Annotated in this window: 18 protein-coding genes; 9 read left to right on the top strand and 9 right to left on the bottom strand. The window is 72.1% G+C overall.

Annotation, left to right across the window (positions count from 1 at the left end; translation table 11 throughout):
* The first annotated feature begins 394 nt into the window (after positions 1-394).
* A complete protein-coding gene (locus tag J2Z30_RS47170; protein WP_209469144.1) occupies positions 395-2,092 on the top strand; it encodes an AfsR/SARP family transcriptional regulator in 1,698 nt (565 codons plus the stop codon).
* A 24-nt stretch (positions 2,093-2,116) separates the two neighbouring features.
* Positions 2,117-3,328, top strand: coding sequence for a PP2C family protein-serine/threonine phosphatase (locus tag J2Z30_RS47165; RefSeq protein WP_308280276.1), 1,212 nt, complete (start codon positions 2,117-2,119; stop codon positions 3,326-3,328).
* Between the two features lie 123 nt (positions 3,329-3,451).
* On the opposite strand, the gene J2Z30_RS47160 is transcribed toward J2Z30_RS47165, so the two are convergent.
* A complete protein-coding gene (locus J2Z30_RS47160) occupies positions 3,452-5,071 on the bottom strand; it encodes an ATP-binding cassette domain-containing protein (protein ID WP_044579369.1) in 1,620 nt (539 codons plus the stop codon).
* A 145-nt stretch (positions 5,072-5,216) separates the two neighbouring features.
* Here J2Z30_RS47160 and J2Z30_RS47155 point away from each other — a divergent pair, with 145 nt between their 5' ends.
* Positions 5,217-5,723 carry a Rieske (2Fe-2S) protein gene (locus J2Z30_RS47155; RefSeq protein ID WP_044579367.1) on the top strand — a complete coding sequence of 169 codons (507 nt, stop codon included), beginning with the start codon at positions 5,217-5,219 and terminating at the stop codon, positions 5,721-5,723.
* Here the strand turns inward: J2Z30_RS47155 and J2Z30_RS47150 are convergent.
* Positions 5,689-6,483 carry a cysteine hydrolase family protein gene (locus J2Z30_RS47150; protein WP_372453419.1) on the bottom strand — a complete coding sequence of 265 codons (795 nt, stop codon included), beginning with the start codon at positions 6,481-6,483 and terminating at the stop codon, positions 5,689-5,691. The two genes, J2Z30_RS47155 and J2Z30_RS47150, sit on opposite strands and share 35 nt — an antisense overlap.
* Positions 6,484-6,539: 56 nt before the next feature.
* Between J2Z30_RS47150 and J2Z30_RS47145 the strand changes: the two genes are divergently transcribed.
* Positions 6,540-7,007, top strand: a complete 468-nt coding sequence (locus J2Z30_RS47145; RefSeq protein WP_044579365.1) for a pyridoxamine 5'-phosphate oxidase family protein — start codon at positions 6,540-6,542, stop codon at positions 7,005-7,007.
* A 49-nt stretch (positions 7,008-7,056) separates the two neighbouring features.
* On the opposite strand, the gene J2Z30_RS47140 is transcribed toward J2Z30_RS47145, so the two are convergent.
* Positions 7,057-7,962 carry a LysR family transcriptional regulator gene (locus J2Z30_RS47140; RefSeq protein ID WP_044579363.1) on the bottom strand — a complete coding sequence of 302 codons (906 nt, stop codon included), beginning with the start codon at positions 7,960-7,962 and terminating at the stop codon, positions 7,057-7,059.
* Positions 7,963-8,035: 73 nt separating this feature from the next.
* Between J2Z30_RS47140 and J2Z30_RS47135 the strand changes: the two genes are divergently transcribed.
* Entirely contained in the window at positions 8,036-9,043 is a 1,008-nt protein-coding gene (locus J2Z30_RS47135; protein WP_044579359.1) for a DMT family transporter, read from the top strand.
* A gap of 57 nt (positions 9,044-9,100) precedes the next feature.
* On the opposite strand, the gene J2Z30_RS47130 is transcribed toward J2Z30_RS47135, so the two are convergent.
* A complete protein-coding gene (locus J2Z30_RS47130) occupies positions 9,101-10,429 on the bottom strand; it encodes an aminotransferase class I/II-fold pyridoxal phosphate-dependent enzyme (RefSeq protein WP_044579358.1) in 1,329 nt (442 codons plus the stop codon).
* 36 nt (positions 10,430-10,465) lie between these two features.
* Between J2Z30_RS47130 and J2Z30_RS47125 the strand changes: the two genes are divergently transcribed.
* Positions 10,466-11,167, top strand: a complete 702-nt coding sequence (locus J2Z30_RS47125) for a pyridoxamine 5'-phosphate oxidase family protein (RefSeq protein ID WP_044579356.1) — start codon at positions 10,466-10,468, stop codon at positions 11,165-11,167.
* 64 nt (positions 11,168-11,231) lie between these two features.
* Here J2Z30_RS47125 and J2Z30_RS47120 read toward each other — a convergent pair whose 3' ends face one another.
* Positions 11,232-12,221: an EamA family transporter gene (locus J2Z30_RS47120; protein WP_044579355.1), complete on the bottom strand. Its 990-nt coding sequence runs from the start codon at positions 12,219-12,221 to the stop codon at positions 11,232-11,234.
* A gap of 49 nt (positions 12,222-12,270) precedes the next feature.
* On the bottom strand, positions 12,271-12,780 hold the full coding sequence (locus J2Z30_RS47115; protein WP_044579354.1) for a Clp protease N-terminal domain-containing protein: 510 nt from the start codon (positions 12,778-12,780) through the stop codon (positions 12,271-12,273).
* Between the two features lie 243 nt (positions 12,781-13,023).
* Between J2Z30_RS47115 and J2Z30_RS47110 the strand changes: the two genes are divergently transcribed.
* Positions 13,024-13,452 (top strand): type II toxin-antitoxin system Rv0910 family toxin, encoded by a 429-nt coding sequence (locus J2Z30_RS47110; RefSeq protein ID WP_044579353.1) that lies wholly within the window; start codon positions 13,024-13,026, stop codon positions 13,450-13,452.
* Between the two features lie 64 nt (positions 13,453-13,516).
* Here J2Z30_RS47110 and J2Z30_RS47105 read toward each other — a convergent pair whose 3' ends face one another.
* Positions 13,517-14,188 carry a PadR family transcriptional regulator gene (locus J2Z30_RS47105; RefSeq protein ID WP_044579352.1) on the bottom strand — a complete coding sequence of 224 codons (672 nt, stop codon included), beginning with the start codon at positions 14,186-14,188 and terminating at the stop codon, positions 13,517-13,519.
* Positions 14,189-14,411: 223 nt separating this feature from the next.
* Between J2Z30_RS47105 and J2Z30_RS47100 the strand changes: the two genes are divergently transcribed.
* Positions 14,412-15,236, top strand: a complete 825-nt coding sequence (locus J2Z30_RS47100; protein ID WP_044582337.1) for a PhzF family phenazine biosynthesis protein — start codon at positions 14,412-14,414, stop codon at positions 15,234-15,236.
* Between the two features lie 28 nt (positions 15,237-15,264).
* Here the strand turns inward: J2Z30_RS47100 and J2Z30_RS47095 are convergent, their stop codons facing one another.
* Both J2Z30_RS47095 and J2Z30_RS47090 read right to left on the bottom strand, forming a co-directional pair.
* Positions 15,265-16,005, bottom strand: coding sequence for a CPBP family intramembrane glutamic endopeptidase (locus tag J2Z30_RS47095; protein WP_245389289.1), 741 nt, complete (start codon positions 16,003-16,005; stop codon positions 15,265-15,267).
* A 229-nt stretch (positions 16,006-16,234) separates the two neighbouring features.
* Complete coding sequence (locus tag J2Z30_RS47090; protein WP_044579350.1) at positions 16,235-17,737, bottom strand: glutamate-cysteine ligase family protein; 1,503 nt, start codon at positions 17,735-17,737, stop codon at positions 16,235-16,237.
* A 447-nt stretch (positions 17,738-18,184) separates the two neighbouring features.
* Between J2Z30_RS47090 and J2Z30_RS47085 the strand changes: the two genes are divergently transcribed.
* A complete protein-coding gene (locus tag J2Z30_RS47085; protein WP_044579349.1) occupies positions 18,185-18,772 on the top strand; it encodes a hypothetical protein in 588 nt (195 codons plus the stop codon).
* The last annotated feature ends 263 nt before the right edge of the window (positions 18,773-19,035 follow it).

Below are 19,035 nucleotides of genomic sequence, written 5' to 3'. Positions count from 1 at the left end.
GCGCGCCGGGTATCGCCGCGCGCCGGGTGCGGACCATTTCCCCGGACGACTTCCCTGGCGGACTTCCCGAGCGAGTTCCCGATCAACTCCCTCATCAGCAAGGATGGTTTTCGGGCGAGTGCCGTGCAACGATCGCGCCGTGAAGTTCTACGTTCTGGGAGCCTTGCGAGTCTCCGACGGGGAAGGCCCGCCGATAACCCTGGTCGGGAGGCGAGACAGGGCGTTCTTGGCCGAACTCTTAGCCCATGCTGGACAATCGGTGTCGACCGATCACATTGTCGAGGCGACAACGCCGGATCGGCCTCCGACCAAACGGCTCAACGCGGTGCATGTCAGGGTGTCCCGGCTCAGGTCGCTTTTCCGGTCCCTGGCCGGACCGGACACCGTCACGTCCGTGATATCGACCCAGCCGGGTGGATATCGGCTGGTGCCCGCCGAAGTCGACTCCGAGCAGTTCGAGAAGCTGCTCGCCGCAGCCATGCGGGAACGGGACAAGGGCTATCTCGACGGGGCGGCGATCAGGCTCGAACGCGCACTGTCCCTCTGGGAAGGGGACGCGTTCAGCGACGCCGACGCGGGCGACTGTGTCGCGGCGGAGGCCGACCGGCTGGCCGAACTGCGGCTGGTCGCCCTGGAGGAGCAGACCGATGTGATGCTGGCCATGGGCGCCCACGCCCAGGTGGCGAGCAGGCTCAAGCCGCTCATCGAGCGGTATCCGCTGCGCGAGACCCTGTACCGCCACCTGATGTCGGCCCTCCACCAGTCCGGCCGCCCGGCCGAGGCCCTGGCCGTCTACGCCGATCTGCGGGCCAAGCTCGCCGAGGAGCTCGGCACCGAGCCGACCCCCGATGTGCAACGTCTGTACCGGGCCCTGCTGTCCCCACAGCCGAAGCACCACGGATCGACCGCCGTATGGCCGCCGTTCGCGGCGCCGGCCGGCCGCCGGGCGCCCTCCCAACTCCCCGGCGACATCGCCGACTTCGTACCCTGTGAGACCACGGACATGCTGGCGCCCGCCTTGACGGCGAGCGACCGCACCGCCACGGCCGTCACCGCCATCACCGGTCAGGGCGGAGCGGGGAAGACGGCGGCCGCCGTCCATCTGGCGCACCGGCTGCGCCCCTGGTTCCCGGACGGCCAGCTCTACGTCGACCTCGGGGGCAGCACCAGGCACCCCACCGACCCCGCGGCGGCGCTCGCCCAGATGCTCCTCGCGCTGGACCACCCGATGTCGGCGCTGCCCGAGGGGATCGGGGCCCAGGCCGCCTGCTTCCGTGACAGCCTCCGCGGCCGGCGCGTGCTCACGGTGCTCGACGACGCGGCCGACGAGGAGCAGATCCGGCATCTGCTGCCGGGCAACGTGGAGAGCGCGGTCATCATCACCAGCCGGGCGCGGCTGACCAGCCTCCCCTTCACCTCCCGGGTCGAGCACGACGACATGAGCCTGCACCAGGCCCTGATGCTCTTCCGGCGGGTCCTGGGCACCTCGAGGGTGGACCGGGACCTCGCGGCGGCGCGCGAGGTGGCCCGGCTGTGCGGCTGTCTGCCGCTCGCCCTGCGCATCGCAGCGGCCAGGCTCGCGGCCCGGCCGCATTGGAGTTTCGGTGAGCTCGCCCACCGGCTGACGAACCGGTCCAGGCCCCTGGACGAGCTCACCCATGGCCCGCTGAGTGTGCGTTCCTGCTTCGCCCCGGCCTACCACCGCCTGGCCGAGGACGATCGCCGGTTGTTCCGCATGCTCGGGCTGTCCGGTGTCCGGGTGCTGTCCGCGCCCCCGGGAACCGAGCTGCCGAGCCTCGCCGTGCCCGACGTGGCGGAAGCGCTGGAACGGCTGGCGGACACCCGGCTGCTGAAGGTCGCCCACACGGGCGCCCCCGGCGTCGTGCCCCGGTTCTGCCTGCACGGCCTGGTCTCCGCCTACGCCCGGGAGCGGGCGGAGGCGGAGGCGTCGGAGATCGAACGCGCGGCGGCCCAGGAGCTGCGGCGCCTGGAGGACCAGGAAGCCGCCGTACCGGTCCTTCCGGCGGCGATCGGCCGGGTCCGGGCCGGCCGGGCGGGGGCATGGGCGCCGGTGGGGAGGGAGCCTCTGTAGCCGGGAGGGTGCACAGTGGAAGACGTGGGAGTTCGCCGACGGCTGACGGACCTGATGAGGCCATGGCAACCTGGGCACGCCTTGGTGGCGATCCCGGTCGGGTTGATCGTCGTGATCACCGTTGTGGATCTGATGGCCCCGTCCCATGTCCACCTCGGCCCCCTGCTGGTGGTCGCCCCGGCCATCACCCCGTCGTTCGCCGGTCCCCGGACCACCGGGCTGATCGGCGCACTGGCGGTGGCCGCCCAGATACTCATCGCGGCGCTGCGCGGCGGCTTCGACGTCAACCACCAGGTCCAGATCGCGGCCCTCGCCGTGCTCTCGCTGCTCATCGCGGCCTACGCCCGGGAGCAGCGGCGGCGCCACCGTGAGCTGGCCCGGGTGCGGTCGGTGTCCGAGGCCACGCAGCGGGTCGTACTGCGGCCGCTGCCGCACCGGCTGGGCCCGCTGCGGGTCGCCTCGCTGTACATGGCGGCCGAGGACGAGGCGCAGATCGGCGGGGACCTGTACGCCGCGACCCGGGTGGAGGAGTGCACCCGGCTGATCATCGGGGATGTCCGGGGCAAGGGGCTGACCTCCATCAGCGACGCGTCGGTGCTGATGGGCGCCTTCCGGGAAGCCGCCCATCTGACCGCCGGCCTACTTGACCTCACCGATGTCCTGGAGCGCAGCGTCTGCCGGCACCTGGCCGAGCACATCGCCACCGCGAATGTCGAGCACGGCGGTGCCGAGCAGCCGCGGCCGGAAGCGGACGACGATCTGCGCGAGCACTTCATCACCGCTCTGCTGGTGGACATCCCGGACGAGAGCGCCGTGACGTTCATGGCCAACTGCGGGCATCCGCCGCCCCTGCTGCTGCGGGACGGTGGCCAGGTGACCACGCTGCACCCGGCCAATCCCGGCCCGCCGCTGGGCATGTGCGAACTCCCCAGGAACTCGGGCGACCCCGGCACGCCCGAGACCATGCCCTTCGAGGACGGCGACACGCTGCTGCTCTACACGGACGGGGTGGTCGAGGCACGCGACCCCGACGGTTCCTTCTATCCGCTGGCCCAGCGGGTCGCGCAGTGGTGCGGCTCCGGTCCCGAAGGGCTGCTGCACCACCTCCGCCGCGATCTGCTGGCCCATGTCGGCGGGCGGCTGGGCGATGACGCCGCCATGGTGGTCATCCAGCGCTCCCCCGCGCTCCGCCCGGTCCAGCAGCTGAAGAAGATGGTGCCGGTCAACGGCGACTAGCGCTGATGTCGTGTCCGGCCCGGATTCCCGTAACGCGGTAGCGGCTCCGCCGCGTGGGCGACCAGCCACGACGACGCGGCCGCGGATGAACGACCGCGCCTCGCGCCACTTCCCGCGGAGCGCTCAGCGGACCCGGTCGACGCGGCGCTCGTCCCAGACCGGCTCCGCCGTCTCGCGGACGACGCCGTCCGACCCGAAGACCAGGAAGCGGTCGAAGGACCGCGCGAACCAGCGGTCGTGGGTGACCGCGAGCACCGTGCCGTCGTAGGCTCCGAGCCCGTCCTGGAGCGCCTCGGCCGACTCCAGGTCCAGGTTGTCCGTGGGCTCGTCCAGCAGCAGCGCCGTCGTCCCGGCCAGTTCGAGCAGCAGGATCTGGAACCGGGCCTGCTGACCGCCCGAGAGCCGGTCGAAGGTCTGGTCGCCCTGGCGGTCGAGCTCATAGCGCCGTAGCGCGCTCATCGCGCGTCCCCGGTCCCGGGCGTGTTCGGTCCACAGGATGTCGACCAGCGTGCGCCCGAGGAGCTCCGGGTGGGCGTGGGTCTGGGCGAAGTGGCCGGGCACGACCCGTGCGCCCAGCTTCCACTCCCCCCGGTGGGCGACGTCCTGGCCCGCCAGGAGCCGCAGGAAGTGGGACTTGCCCGAGCCGTTGGAGCCCAGCACGGCCACCCGCTCGCCGTAGAAGACCTCCAGGTCGAAGGGGCGCATCAGCCCCTCTAGCTCCAGTGCCCGGCAGGTCAGCGCCCGCACCCCGGTGCGTCCGCCCGCGAGCCGCATGGTGATGTCCTGTTTGCGCGGCGGCTCCGGTGGCGGCCCGGCCTCCTCGAACTTCCGCAGCCGGGTCCTGGCGGCCTGGTAGCGCGAGGCCATCTCGTCGCTGCGGGCGGCGTACCGCTGCATGTCCAGCACCAGCCGTTTGAGCTGGGCGTGCTTCTCGTCCCAGCGCCGCCGGAGCTCCTCGAAGCGCTCGAACCGCTCCTCCCGGGCCTCGTGGTAGGTGGCGAAGCCGGCGCCGTGCACCCACACATCGCTGCCCGCCGGGCTCGGCTCGACGCTGACGATCCGGGCGGCCGCGCGGGCCAGCAGCTCCCGGTCGTGGCTGATGAAGAGCACGGTCTTACGGGTCTCGCGCAGCCGCTCCTCCAGCCACTGCTTGCCCGGCACATCCAGGTAGTTGTCCGGCTCGTCCAGCAGCAGCACGTCGTCGGGCCCGCGCAGCAGCGCCTCCAGCACCAGCCGCTTCTGCTCGCCGCCGCTGAGCGTGCGCACCTCGCGCCACTGGGCCCGTTCGTACGGCACTCCGAGCGCGGCGGTGGTGCACATGTCCCACACCGTCTCGGCCTCGTAGCCGCGCGCCTCGGCCCAGTCGCTCAGGCTCTGGGCGTAGGCCAGCTGGGCGGCCTCGTCGTCCCGCTCCATGATCGCCAGCTCGGCCTCGTCCACCGCGCGGGCGGCCTCGCGGATCCGGGGCTGGGCCACCGACACCAGCAGGTCGCGCACCGTCCGCTCATCGCGCACCGAGCCGATGAACTGCGGCATCACCCCCAGGGAGCCGCTGACCGTGACCGTGCCGCCGTGCGGCTCCACCTCGCCGGAGACCAGCCGCAGCAGTGTGGTCTTGCCCGCCCCGTTGGGCCCGACGAGGGCGGCCACCGTGCCCTCGGCGACGCGGAACGACACATCGCCGAGCAGCAGCCGGCCGTCGGGCAGGAAGTAGGCGAGGTGCGCGGCCTCCAGATGTCCCATGGACCGGCATTCTCATGGCACGGCCGGGCGGTCGGCAAAGCGATTTTCCGGCCCGGGGCGCGAGGATGCTCAGGGGCGGCTGAACGCGGCGGCCCCGCGGTCCGTATGGAACGGTGAAACGTCCCCCTAGCAGTGAGGCAGCACCATGACGCAGTCGGCAATCCCCGGGCAGGGCACCACCCGCCGTGCCGTCGTCACCGCGGCCGGAGCGGCCGGGCTGGCCGCCACGCTTGCCGCATGCGGCAAGGACGACGACGGCGGTTCGGGCGGCGGCAGCGCGGACAGCGCCCAGGACGCCGGGGGCTCGCAGCCGTCGCAGAGCGCGTCACAGAGCGCGGAGGGCGGCCAGTCGGGCGGCGGGGACGGCATGGAGCTGGCCAAGACCTCCCAGATCCCCGAGGGCGGTGGCATGGTCTTCAAGGACCACAAGGTCGTGGTGACCCAGCCCAAGGCCGGTGATTTCAAGGCGTTCTCGTCGATCTGTACGCATCAGGGGTGCTCGGTCGGCGATGTGAGCGGCGGCACCATCAACTGCCCCTGCCACCAGAGCAAGTTCGACATCACCGACGGCAGTGTGAAGGGCGGCCCGGCGCAGAAGCCGCTGCCGGGCGCGCAGATCAAGGTGCAGGGAAGCTCGATCTGGATGGCGTGACGGCCGTCCGCCGCCAGCAGGTGGCCACCTCGTCGGCCGTGGTGACGGCGGCCACGAGGGCGAGGGTGTGACGGACCATCGCCGGGGTGTACGAGGCGGGCACCCCGGCGATCGCGTCCTCGGGCACCACGGCCGCATAGCCGAGGTTGACGGCGTCGAAGACGGCGGCCGGGATCGCCACATTGGCCGACACGCCGGTGATGACCAGCGTGCGGCGGCCCAGGTTGCGCAGCAGCGCGTCCACCTCGGTCCCGGCGATCGGCGAGAGACCGTGCAGCCGCCGTACGACCAGGTCCTCGGGTGCCACCGGAACCGGTTCGGCGATCTCCACCGCCGCGCTTCCGGTGAGCTGCCGGACCGGCAGCCGTTCGACGGCCCGGAACAGCGGTGCGTTGCGGCTCGCGCCGCGTCCGTCGGCGCGCCGCTCGGCCACCGCGTGCAGCACCTGGACGCCCGTGTCGTGGGCGGCCGCCACCAGCTGGGCGACACGCCCGAGCGCACCGGACTCCTGGGCCACGGCGGCCAGTTCGGGGAGCGCGCTGTCCGGCCCCACCACACCGCGCTGGCATTCGACGGTGAGCAGGGCGCAGCCTTCCGGCCGGAGCAGTTCCACGAGGGCTTCGCGGGGGCGCGGGGGCGCGGCGTCTTCGCGGGGGGTCACGGTGTCTTCGCGCGGGGGCGCGGCCTCTTCGCGCGGGGTCACCGCGTCTTCGTGGGGGCTCGGGGTCACGGCGCGGGAGAGTAGCGTCCCTTGCGTCATCAAGGAAGAGCCATCATCCTGTGCCGCACAACGGGTTACCGGGAGGTACAGGTCGGATGACCGTCACCCAGCGGCGGGGACGCCGCATCATGATGAGCCAGGACGAGCTGGACGCCTTCCTCGCCGAACAGCGCACCTGCCGGGTGGCGACCGTGTCCGCGGACGGGCGGCCGCATATCAGCCCGCTGTGGTTCTGCTGGGACGGCACCGTCCTGTGGCTGTACTCCCTGACCCGCAGCCGCCGCTGGGCCGAGCTGCGCCGCGATCCGCGGATCGCGGTGGTGGTCGACGACGGGCACGAGTACGGCGAACTGCGCGGGGTGGAGCTCTCCGGCGAGGCGGTCCCGGTCGGTGAGGAGCCGCGCACCGGCGTGTCGTGCCCCGAACTCGACACGCCGGAGCGGATGTTCGCGGCGAAGTACTTCGGCCTGGACGCCATGCCGCACGACGGTCGCCACGCCTGGCTGCGCCTGGCCCCCGAGGCGATCCGCTCCTGGGACTTCCGGAAGATGCCGCAGGGCTGAGGCGCGCCCGGGAGCGGGATCCGGGCCGGGCTCCCTCGTCGGTCGGTGATCAGTCGATGATCTTCTCACCGACCGACCGCAGCACCTCGACCGCCGCCCGGATCGACGGCCTGCGGTCGGCGTCGGCGCGCCAGATCGCGTAGATGTGCCGCCGCATCGTGGGCTGGCTGACGGGCACCATCCGCACCCCCTCGGGCACCGGGCCGCGGCCCAGCCGGGGCACCACGGCGATGCCCAGCCCGGCGGCGATCAGCGAGAGCTGGGTGTGGTGCTCATGCGCGGTGTGCCGGATCCTCGGCTCGATGCCCTTGCCGCGCAGGGTCACCATCAGCCAGTCGTAGCAGAACCCGCCCTTGGGCCAGGAGATCCACTCGTCGTCCACGAAGTCCTCCGGCTCGACCGCGCGGCGGTCGGCGAGGGGGTGGTCGGCGGGCATCGCGACATCCACCGGGTCGTCCAGCAGGGCGGCCTTCACCAGCCCGCCGGGCATCGGCAGCGGTTTGTTGTACCAGTCCAGGACGACGGCCAGATCGATGTCGCCGCGCACCACCGAGGGCACCGACTCATCGGGCTCCATCTCCTGCAGCCGCACGTTCAGCTGCGGATGTTCGGTGCGCAGCCGGCTCAGCGCGTGCGGGAAGAGACCGCGGACGGCGGTCGGGAAGGCGCCCAGCAGCAGCTCGCCGACGGCGTGGCCGCGCTGCGCCTCCAGATCCGCCTGGGCCAGCTCCACCTGGGAGAGGATGCGCGCCGCGTGGTCGGAGAGCAGCCGACCGGCGTCGGTGAGCCGGATCCCGCGCCCGTTCTTGGCGAGCAATTGCTGACCGGTCTCCCGCTCCAGCTTGGCGAGTTGCTGCGAGACGGCGGAGGTGGTGACATGCAGCCCCTCGGCCGCCCCGCTCACGGATCCGTGGCGGGCCACGGCGTGCAGCGTGCGGAGGCGATCCAGGTTCATGTAAGGAATACTACGCGATACCGCAAACGAATTCTCGCTTGTCCTAAGAGGTTGCAACCCACATCGTAAAGGCATGACCTCAGCCGCCGCCCCGGCGCCCCCTGCCTCCGCCTCCACCGCGGAGCCCTCCTCCGAACCCGTCCGCCGACCGCTCCTCGACTGGCGCGTCCGCTTCGGCGCGCTCTCCCTGGTCTGGGGTTTCAGCTTTCTCTTCATCAAGGTGGGCAATGAGGCGTTCGCCCCCTTGTACGTCACGCTCGGGCGGATGCTGTTCGGCACCGCCGTGCTGCTGGTGACGCTGGTGGTGAAGCGGGAGCGGCTGCCGCGCGGGGCGCGGGTCTGGGGACATCTGGCGGTGGCCGCGTTCTTCCTGAACGCACTGCCCTTCTCGCTGTTCGCCTACGCCGAGCTGACCATCCCCTCCACCCTGGCCGGGATCTGCAACGCCGCCTCGCCGCTGTGGGGGATGCTGCTCGCGGTGGTCGTGGTCTCCGACGACCGGCCGACCCGTCAGCGTGTCGCGGGTCTCGGGCTCGGCTTCATCGGCGTGTTGATCGTGCTGGGCGCCTGGCAGGGCTTCTCCGGCCAGGACCCGCTGGGCACGGCGCTGGCGCTGATCGCCTCGGCCAGCTACGCGGTCGGCTGGCAGTACGTCCGGCGCACGCTGAGCGACACGGGCCACTCCCACCTGTCGATGTCCGGCGGGCAGCTGCTGCTCGGCACGGCGCAACTCGCCCTCGTGGCCCCGGTGTTCGCGACGACGCCCACCTCCTTCCCGGTCCTGCCCCTGCTCTCGGTGCTCGCCCTGGGCGCGCTGGGCACCGGGGTGGCGTTCCTGGTCCAGTACGGGCTCGTCGACGAGGTCGGCCCGACGACGGCGATGATGGTCACGTACTTTGTCCCGGTGATCGCCACCACCGCGGGCGTGGCGATCCTCGGGGAGCACCTCACCTGGAACACGCCGGTGGGCGCCGTGATCGTCCTCATCGGCGCGGCCCTGACCCAGCGGCGCTCCGGCGCTTCCCGGCCCCCGTCCGGCGGACGCAGCCGAACCATACGGGTCCATCGCACCGGCTCCTAGGGTCCTTCCGGCGGATCTCCATGGCGGGAGGAGCGGCGGAGATCCGTCAGAAGGGCCCTAGTCCAGCCGTCCCGACACCGTCGCCCCCGCCGCCGCGGCCACCGCGTCGGCGACCGTCCCGATCTCGTCGGCGGCCAGCGGCGAGATCGTCAGCCGCACCCCCGGTGGCGAGGCCACGCGGAAGCGCGCCCCGGGGGCGACCGCCCAGCCCGCGGCCAGCAGCCGGGCGACCGCGCCGGTCTCGTCCGGGACCGGCACCCACACATTCATCCCGCCGCGCCCGTGCGCGGCGATCCCCCGCTCGCGCAGCGCCCGCACCAGCGCCGCGCGCCGCGTGTCGTACGACGCCGCCACCGCCGCCGGGTCGACCGCGCCCGTCCGCCACAGCCAGGCGACCGCGTCCTGCAGCAGATGGCTGACCCAGCCAGGCCCCAGCCGCTGGCGGCCGCGCACCCGGTCCAGGGTGACGGCGTCGCCGGTGAGCACGGCGAGCCGCAGATCGGGGCCGTACGCCTTGGCGGTGGAGCGGAACAGCGCCCAGTGGTCGGTGCCCCCGGCCAGGGGGCGCAGGGGGGCGTCAACGATGCCGTGCCCGTGGTCGTCCTCGATCAGCAGCACATCGGGGTGGGCGGCGAGCACACCCCGCAGCTCACGTGCGCGCGTCGCGCTCACCGCCGCGCCTGTCGGGTTCTGCGCCCGGTCGGTGACCACCAGCGCCCGCGCGTTCTGGGCCAGCGCGTGCTCCACCCGCTCGGGCAGCGGTCCGTCGTCGTCGACCCCGACCGGGACGGCGCGCAGTCCGAGCGCCGGGATCAGGTCCAGCAGACTGCCCCAGCCGGGGTCCTCGACCGCCACCGCGTCACCGGGCCGCAGATGCGCGGCCAGCACCCGCTCGATCCCGTCGAGCGAACCGGAGGTGACAGCGACCGGCCCGGGTGGCACCCCGTCCGCGTCGAGGGCGGCTCGGGCGAGCTCGGCCACCTCGGGGACGACGTCCGGCGCGCCGTACAGCGTGGCGCGCTCCGCCGCGCGCGCCGCGGCCGCCGCAAGCGGCGCGCCGAGCGGGGGCAGCAGCGCGGGGTCGGGGTTGCCGCTCGACAGATCGCGGGCGCCGGCGGCGTCGACGCCGATCCACTCACGGGGCGTGCTGGACGGCCGGGAGCGCACCCGGCTGCCCCGGCGCCCCGCCGTCTCGATCACGCCCCGTTCGCGCAGCACGCGGTAGGCGGCGGCGACCGTATTGGGATTCACGCCCAGCCGCTGGGCCAACTCCCTCAAGGGAGGCAGCAGTTGACCCGGCGGCAGCTCACCGGCGCCGACCGCGCGCTCCACACTGGCCGCGATCTCGGCTGCGCGACGACCTACGATCGGATATTCTCCTAGCACAAACGCTATTTTGCACTAGTGCAATGGAGGACGCAAATGCCCGCCCCGGACGCCACCGCCGCGACCAACGCGCCCGACAACGCCTACCCGCCGACCGACCGCACCGTGCCCACCCGCTCCCGCGAGCGCGCCTCGTACGACCGGGAGGTGGTGCACGCGATCCTCGACGAGGGCTACGTCTGCCATCTGGGCTTCATACGCGAGGGCGCCCCCGTCGTCCTGCCGACCCTCTACGGCCGGGTCGGGGAGCGGCTGTACGTCCACGGCTCGACGGGGGCGCGGCCACTGCGCATGGCGGGCGGGCCGGGCGCCGAGGAGCCGGGGCTGCCGGTGTGTCTCACCGTGACCCATGTCGACGGGCTGGTCCTGGCCCGCTCGGCGTTCCATCACTCCATCAACTACCGCTCGGTGGTGGTGCACGGCACCGCCCGCCCGGTGACCGATCCGGCCGAGCGCACCGCGGCCCTGGACGCCCTGGTGGACCATGTGGTGCCGGGCCGCGCCGCCGACTCCCGGCCCGCCAACGCCAAGGAGCTGGCCGCCACCGCGGTGCTCCGCCTGGACCTCGAGGAGGTCTCCGCGAAGGTCCGCACCGGCGGGCCCGACGACGACGCCGAGGACCTGGAGCTCCCCCACTGGAGCGGCGTGGTGCCGGTGGCCCACACCTACGGCGCGCCGGTCCCCGCCGACGACCTCGCGCCCGACACGCCGGTGCCCGGCTACCTCACCCGGCTCTGACCGGGCCGCCCCGCCGCCCTCCGGGGCTTGGTTGATGTCGTCGCACGCAGGGCGGCGGGGCCGGTCATCCCCCCGCCGTGAACTCCCGCTCCCCCTCCACCGGCGCCGAGGCCGCCACCGGCTCGGCCGCGGCGGCCTTCGGGGTGGAGGTCTGAGCGATCAGAGCGCCCGCCAGCACCACCGCACCGCCGACGACCTGCGCCACGCCCAGGTGCTCAGCCAGCAGCACCCAGGCCAGAACGGTTGCGATGACCGCCTCCAGACAGGCCACCACCCCGGCCACCTGCGGCGAGAGCCGGCGCACCGACACCACCCCGGTGAGATACGCGAGGACCGTCGCCACCAGCACGATCCAGGCGAGCAGCACCAGCGCGGGGACACGGCCGCCGGCCAGGTCGGCGCGGCCGGCGAGGACCGTCCAGTCCATGCCCCAGGGGCGGCTGACCACGGTCAGCGCGACGGCCCCGATCAGCAGTCCGTAGGCGATGACACCGAGCGGATCCGCCGGGTCCTGGCCGTCGCTGCCGTGGTCGGAGAGGACGAAATAGCCCACCTGACAGAACGCCGCGCCGAAGGCGAGCAGCACTCCGAGGGGGTTGAAGCTCAGCCCGGACCAGACCTCCACCACACAGGTGAGGCCGCCGACGGCCAGGACGACCCCGACCGCCGCGGCCCGGCTCACCGGCCGGCGCTGGACGAACCGCACCCACCCCAGCACCAGCGCGGGCGCGAAGTATTCGATGAGCAGCGCCACGCCGACGGGGATCCGGGAGAGCGCCGCGAAATAGCACGCCTGCACCCCCGCGACGGCCAGCAGACCGAAGCCCACCAGCAGTCCGGGGCGGCGGGTCAGCAGCCCGCGATGGCGCCAGGCCAGGGGCAGCAGGACCAGGGCCGCGCCCGTCACCCGCAGCCAGGTGACCTCGAGCGGCGCGAGCCCCGCCTCGATCAGCGGTTTGGCGGCGACACCCGATCCGCCGAACGTGAACGCCGACAGCAGGGCGAGCCCCAGGCCGACATTCCTTTGCTGTGAGTGATCTCCGGATACGCGCACCGGGCCATCATGTCAGCTCACGTCAGCACCGTCACCCCTGTGACTACTGTCAGATGTCCCCCTCCAACGCGGTGACCAGTGGCGCGACGGCGACACCCGCGCGCCGCAGCACCTCCATGGCACGACACTCCCGGTCACGGACGAACGCGGCGAGCAGATCGAGGCCCTCGACGCGGGACGCGCCACGGGAGGCGGCGCGGCGGACCGCCGTATCGAGGGCGGCCCCCGCGGCGGGCGACCATCCGGTCATCCCGCTCCCCGCCGCCGGCGCCGCCCCCGAGTCCTCGACGGCGCCGCTCCACCGGAGCCCGTAGCCGATGGCGCGCTGCACCAGATACCCCAGCAGCCGGATCACCTGGGGCGAGCCACCGGGAAACGCGTCCCGTACGTCCGGGTCGGACTCCAGGAGCCCGTGCAGCAGATGGGCGGTGTCGATCTGCGCGTCACCGTCGCGTACGGCGCGCCGGCGGGCTCCCGCGATCACGGCGGCCACCACGTCGCTCACCCGGTCCTCGCATCCGGTGTCGTCCGGGCCGGCGGACAGGGTAGGACTTCGCACGCTCTCACCCCATCAGTCCCGTCAGGCCGGAGCATCCTCGCCGGGAAGCATGTGCGCATCCCACCGTGGTTGTGCGTGGATGACCGGTTCTCCTCCTCGGGGAGGAGAGGGACGGAGAGCGACCCTGATGGACCGGGGACGGGAACTGATGACCCGTCAGTATTGAATGTTCCACGGCCCGGGGCTACGTTGCCCGGCACCGTCGCACCACACCCCGCAGCAACGCGCCGAAGGGACTCCCCCATGGCCGAGGTCAGCGCGCAGACACGCATCGAGGCACCGGCCGAGAAGGTCTGGGCCCGGCTGACGGACTTCTCCACGTACGGCGACTGGAACGCCACCCACACCAGCTTCCCCCAGGGCGGCCCGGCCTCGCTCGAGGTGGGGGCCACCTATCAGGAGAACATGAAGCTGATGGGCTTTCCGGCCGAGGTGACCTGGACCGTCGAGGAGTGCGAACCGGCCCGGCTGCTGACCACCCGGGGCAAGGGCCCGATGGGCGTGAACCTCGCCATGCGGTACTCGCTGACACCGGACGGCGATGCCACGACGGTGCGCATCGACGGGGAGTTCACGGGGGCGGCGGTCTCGTTGATGGCCGGAAAGCTGAAGGACTCGGCGTCCACCGCGCTCAATGAATCGCTGCGCAAGCTGAGCGCACTGGTCGGCTGAATTCCCCTCGATCCCGAGTCCCGCTCCGCCGCCCCCGTGCGGCCGTGCCCCCGTCCGACGGGGCTCAGCTCTCGCCGCCGCGCTCGGCGCCGCCGTTCGCCTCCTCCTGTTCGGCGAGGATGAGATACAGCCGCTTGCGCGACTCATTGATGACGGAGACGGCCTTCTGCCGCTGCCCCGCGCTGCCGGTCCGCCAGACCTGGGCGAACGCCTCCATCAGCCCGAAGCCCGCCTGGCGGACCTCCTGCATGGCCTCCCAGTCGATACCGCGCCCGGCCTCCTCCCACGGGGCGGCGGGCCCCGCCTCGGTCTCGGTGCGGCCGGCGTCGGTGAGCGCGAACAGCTTCTTGCCGCCCTCGCTCTCGCTGCCGATCAGCCCCTCGTCCTCGAGCAGCTGAAGGGTGGGGTACACCGAGCCGGGGCTGGGCCGCCAGGCTCCCCCGCTGCGCTCGGTGATCTCCTGGATCATCTCGTAGCCGTGCATCGGGCGGTCCTTCAGCAGGGCCAGGATCGAGGCGCGCACATCGCCGCGCCGCGCCCGACCGCGCATCCCCCGGCCACCCGGTCCGCCGCGGCCACGGCCGCCGAACGGGGGGCCGCCGAAGGGCGGACCATCGAAACCGGGGCCGAACGGGCCGAACGCCGCGCGCCGTCCCTCACGCCCCTCACCTTCACCCCAGCCGCGGTGGCCGGGGCCGCAGTGCTCACGTCCGTGTCCATGTCCCTGAGAACGCATCGTGACGCTCCTTTCTATCGTCGATCCATCACGACACCTCAACGATATATCGGAACCGATCGGATGCCAACCCCCTTCTCCCGGCGCACCGAGACCTCCGGGCACCCTGAGAGCCGATTCCCGCACAGCGGCTCCCGTCTCATCGGCCTCACCCGCGCCGGAAGGAGCCACCTCCGGGCGATTGGCCATGGTCCACCCGCCGCCCGCCGCCTACGGTCGGCTCATGCGGATACGAATCGTCGACGCGTTCACCGACCGCCCCTTCGCCGGGAACCCGGCCGGGGTCGTCCTCCTCGACACCGACGCCTTCCCGGACGACCACTGGCTCCAGCAGGTCGCCGCCGAGGTCAACCTCGCCGAGACCGCCTTCGCCCACCCCCTCCCCCGGGCCGCGGAGGCCGACTGGGCGCTGCGCTGGTTCACCCCGGTCACCGAGGCGCCCATGTGCGGCCATGCCACGCTCGCCACCACCCATGTCCTGAAGGCCACGGGGGCCGCGACCGGTACGGTCCGCTTCGCCACCCTCAGTGGGGTGCTGTCGGCGACGGCCGACGACGGGGGCTCGATCACGCTGGACTTCCCCACGGCCACACTCACCGAGCTGCGAGTGCCCGAGAAGACCGCCGAGGTCGGCGCGGCGCTCGGCGCCCGGATCGTGGCCGCCCAGCACGCCGGCCCGCTCATCGACGACCTCCTGATCGAGGTGGCCGACGAGAAGACCGTGCGCGCCCTCACCCCCGACCTGGCCGCGCTCCAGCGGATCAGCCACCGGGGCATCATCGTGACGGCGGCCGCCGAGGACCCCGGGCGCGGCTACGACTTCGTCTCGCGGATGTTCGCCCCGGGCGTCGGCATCGACGAGGACCCGGTCACCGGCAGCGCGCACACCGCGCTCGCGCCCTACTGGTCGGCCCGGTTCGGCCGCGACGAGCTGACCGGGCTCCAGGCGTCCGCGCGCACCGGCCTGGTCCGCACCGCGCTGCGCGGCGACCGTACGCTGTTGACGGGCGGCGCCGTCACCGTCATCGACGGCGAGCTGCTGACCTGAGGTCCGTCACACGACGCCGGACGGCGGGTCAGGCCGTGGGCAGCCAGTCCACCCGGCCCGCCAGCACGGCGTATCCGACGAAGGCCACGATGTCGATCAGCGAATGGGCGGCGACCAGCGGCCCGACCCGCCCCCAGCGGCGGTAGAGCAGCACGAAGACCACGCCCATCGCCATATTGCCGAAGAAGCCGCCGATCCCCTGGTAGAGGTGGTACGAGCCGCGCAGCACCGAGCTTGCCAGCAGGGCGGCCATCGGGGTCCAGCCCAACTGCCCGAGCCTGCGCAGCAGATAGCCGACCACGACCACCTCCTCCAGCACCGCGTTCTGCACGGCGGAGGCGATCAGTACGGGGATCTTCCACCAGACGTCGGGCAGCGACTCGGGCACCACCGTCAGATTGCCCCCGGCCGCCCGTGCCCCGAGGTACAGCAGCAGCCCGGTGCCGCCGATCGCGGCCGCGATCGCGGCGCCCCACGCCAGGTCGAACCGGGGCCGGTCGCGGTCGAAGCCGATCACCCGCAGCCCGGCGCCCTCGCGCAGCAGCAGATGGGCCACGAGCGCGACCGGCACCAGTGCGGTGGTGATGCCGAACAGCTGCCAGGCGAGATCCAGCCAGGGCCGCCCCGGCGCCGCGGAGGAGTTGAGATTGGCCGCCTGGTCCTTGAGCCCGCCCGGTTTGGTCACCGAGCCGATAAAGCTGATCAGCGCGGACAGCCCGCTCGCGCCCAGGGACAGCGCCAGCACGAGCAGCGTCTCATTGCGCAGCATCCGCCGCGAGAGCCCGTCCTCGACCGCGGGCAACTCCGCGCCCCGCGCCTGTGACCGCACTCCGTGTCCCCACTTCCGTCTCTCCGCCTCATCGGTGCACCCGCCCCGCTCAGAGCCTGTGTCATATCCCCGGCCGGGCGTGCGACGCCTGGCACGCACGCTGATCCGACCGGGGATATGACACAGGCTCTCACCGGACAATACGGGGTCATGGTCCACGGTGGGGGCGTCACCCGGAGAGATCGGTGGGCCAGGTGTGCACCGGCGCGTCGGTCCGCATCAGGGCGCAGTAGCGGCGGGTCATGGCCGCGAGGGCGGCGTCCCGGTCCAGTCCGCCGCCCAGCGCCCGGTGGTAGGTGGCCGCCTGCCAGGACGCGCCGTTGACCCCCAGCTTGCAGCGCTCCTCGATCACGCCGAGGTAGCGGTCGCGGTCGGCGGGCTCCACGCCCCAGGAGTCGAGGCCGGACGCGGCCAGCGGCAGCAGCTCCTCGCGGACCAGCCGTACGGCGGAGGTGCGGGTCAGGGACGCCGAACGGCCGGATTTGGGCCACTGGAGGACCGCGTCGATGCCATGCCGGCAGGCGGCCTCGAAGTTGGCGGCGGCGGCCGCGAACGGCAGCCGGGTCCACACCGGGCGGGGCTCCTCGGCGAGCGCCCTGACCAGTCCGTAGTAGAAGGCGGCGTTGGCGATGACATCGGTGACGGTGGGCCCGGCCGGGAGCACGCGGTTCTCCACGCGCAGATGCGGCACACCGTCCACGACGTCGTAGACGGGCCGGTTCCAGCGGTAGATCGTGCCGTTGTGCAGCGCCAGTTCCTGGAGCTCGGGCACCCCGCCCTCGTCCAGCGCCCGCAGCGGGTCCTCGTCCTCGCCGGTGGAGAGCAGCGGCGGGAAGTAGCGCAGATTCTCCTCGAACAGCTCGTACGCGGAGTCGATCCAGCGCTCGCCGAACCAGGTGCGCGGGCGCGCCCCCTGGGCGGCGATCTCCGGCGGGCGCACATCGGTGGCCTGGAGGAACAGTGGCGGCCGGGATTCGCGCCACACCTCGTGGCCGAAGACGAAGGGGGAGTTGGCGCCCACCGCGATCTGCACGGCGGCCACCGCCTGCGCCGCGTTCCACGCGTCCGCGAAGCGGCCCGGGGTGACCTGCAGATGGAGCTGGACGGAGGTGCAGGCCGCCTCGGGGGCGATGGAGGAGCTGGCGTAGGTGAATCGCTCCCGGCCCTCGATGTCGATGAGGAAATCCTCACCACGGGCGGCCAGCATCTGCTCATTGAGAAGTTTGTAACGGTCGTCATAGGAGAGGTTCGTGGATCCCAGATCGTCCGCGGCGAGAGTTGGCAGAATTCCGATCATCACGATCTCGGAAGACACTTCCCTCGCCTTGCGATCGGCATATGACAAACCGGTTCGGAGCTCTTCGGAGAGCTGATCGAGAACGCGTCCGTGCAAGCGGTGGGGCACGATGTTTACTTCAAGATTGCACTGCCCGAGTTCGGTCTGGAAATCATGACTCCCGATGCGCTCCAGAACCTCCGCGTTCATCATCCTCGGCAGTCCGTCGGCCCCGGCGAGATTCAGCTCGATCTCCAGCCCCATCAGATTCTTAGGGCGGTCGAATCGCTTGTCGGCCAGGAGCCGGCCCAGCCCGTCGAGACACTGCCGCAACCGGACGCGCTGCCGTCGCCGGCCGGACGGGTCGAACTCACCGGCTATGAGCTTCTCCCCCATCGAAGCGTCCCTCCTCGAGTGGATCATCGGCGCCGGGCGTGTGCACACCACGCTCGATGATGCCCACCAATGTGATCGATAACGCCCCGCGATCCCCACCCAGCCGGTAGGCTCTGTGGAACTGCGCATTGCGCTGGGGAAATGGACCAGCGAGTTCCAGCCTACCGCGCGGGGCCCAAAATGCCAGGTCATATCCGTTCATCTGGCACTGAATCGGGGAAAATCCCCGCCTTCCCGGGGTCTGGATATCCTCTTGTCGCCGATATCGGCAGCGGCTAGACGAAACACAACGGGAACACTTGTCGTATAAACTCGGCTAACGAGGCAGAGAGATAACGCCCGAACGGTCTGTTCCGGCTCCCCTCTGACCCGTGTTCCACCGACAGCGCCGCCCAAACCCGGCCCGCTATCGCTTCACCGTGTCTTCAAAGCGAGAGGCGACCCACCATGCCGCTGCATGTGCCCCAGGCCCCCGCGCCCGCCCTGCGCAGCGTCCTCACGGCCCTTGATTCCCCCACCGCCGTCCGCGAGGCCCGCACCCCCGTGCTCTCCACGCTCACCGGCCCCTTCGAGCCCGAACTCCCGCTCCCCGTCCATGTCCTGGACGACATCACCGCCCCCGACGGCCCACCGCGCACCCGGCTCACCGGCTGGCGGTTCCTGATCCGCGACGGCGACCGTACGGTGGCCGCCGCCGAGGCGATGCTCACCGCCGACGGCTGGGCCTTCTCGCATTTCTCCGAGGGCCCCTACGTCAGCTCGGCCGAACTCGCCCTGAGCGAGGCCGAGTCGCTGCCCTCGGCGTACCAGCCGCGGCTGCTGTCCATCCCCGAGCTCTACATGGTCACGCTCTGGCTGCACGGCGACCTGACCGCGGACGGCGCCGAAGGCGGCCTCGGCGCCGGGGACCTGCTGGTGCCGCTCGCCCCGGCCCCGCCCGGTATCGCGGCGCACCGGGCGCACCGCGCAACCGATCTGCTGCCCGTCCTCACCCACCGGCTGACCCGGGCTCCCTTGCTTGGCTCACCTGCCTGACCTGGCTCTTCATCAGGTCGGGAGCGCCCCGTGACCGCCGGGTCACGGGGCGCTCCGCAGCATCCTCGTAACAGTCCGGCCGCGATGAACCCTCCGGACGGGTGATGCGTCATTATCTAGCGAGACCGGTACCGCGAAATCCCTGCGGATTCCAGGCCGTAGGGCAACACTGGAGCAATCGACCGACTCAACAACGGGGGGCGGCCATGAACGCCGCAGCGAGCCGCAGGACCTTCACCACTCCGCAGCGAAAGAACCCTGTC

Origin of the sequence: Streptomyces iranensis (assembly GCF_017874715.1) — a bacterium.
GTDB lineage: Bacteria > Actinomycetota > Actinomycetes > Streptomycetales > Streptomycetaceae > Streptomyces > Streptomyces iranensis.
This window is presented reverse-complemented; position numbering and strand designations above follow the sequence as displayed.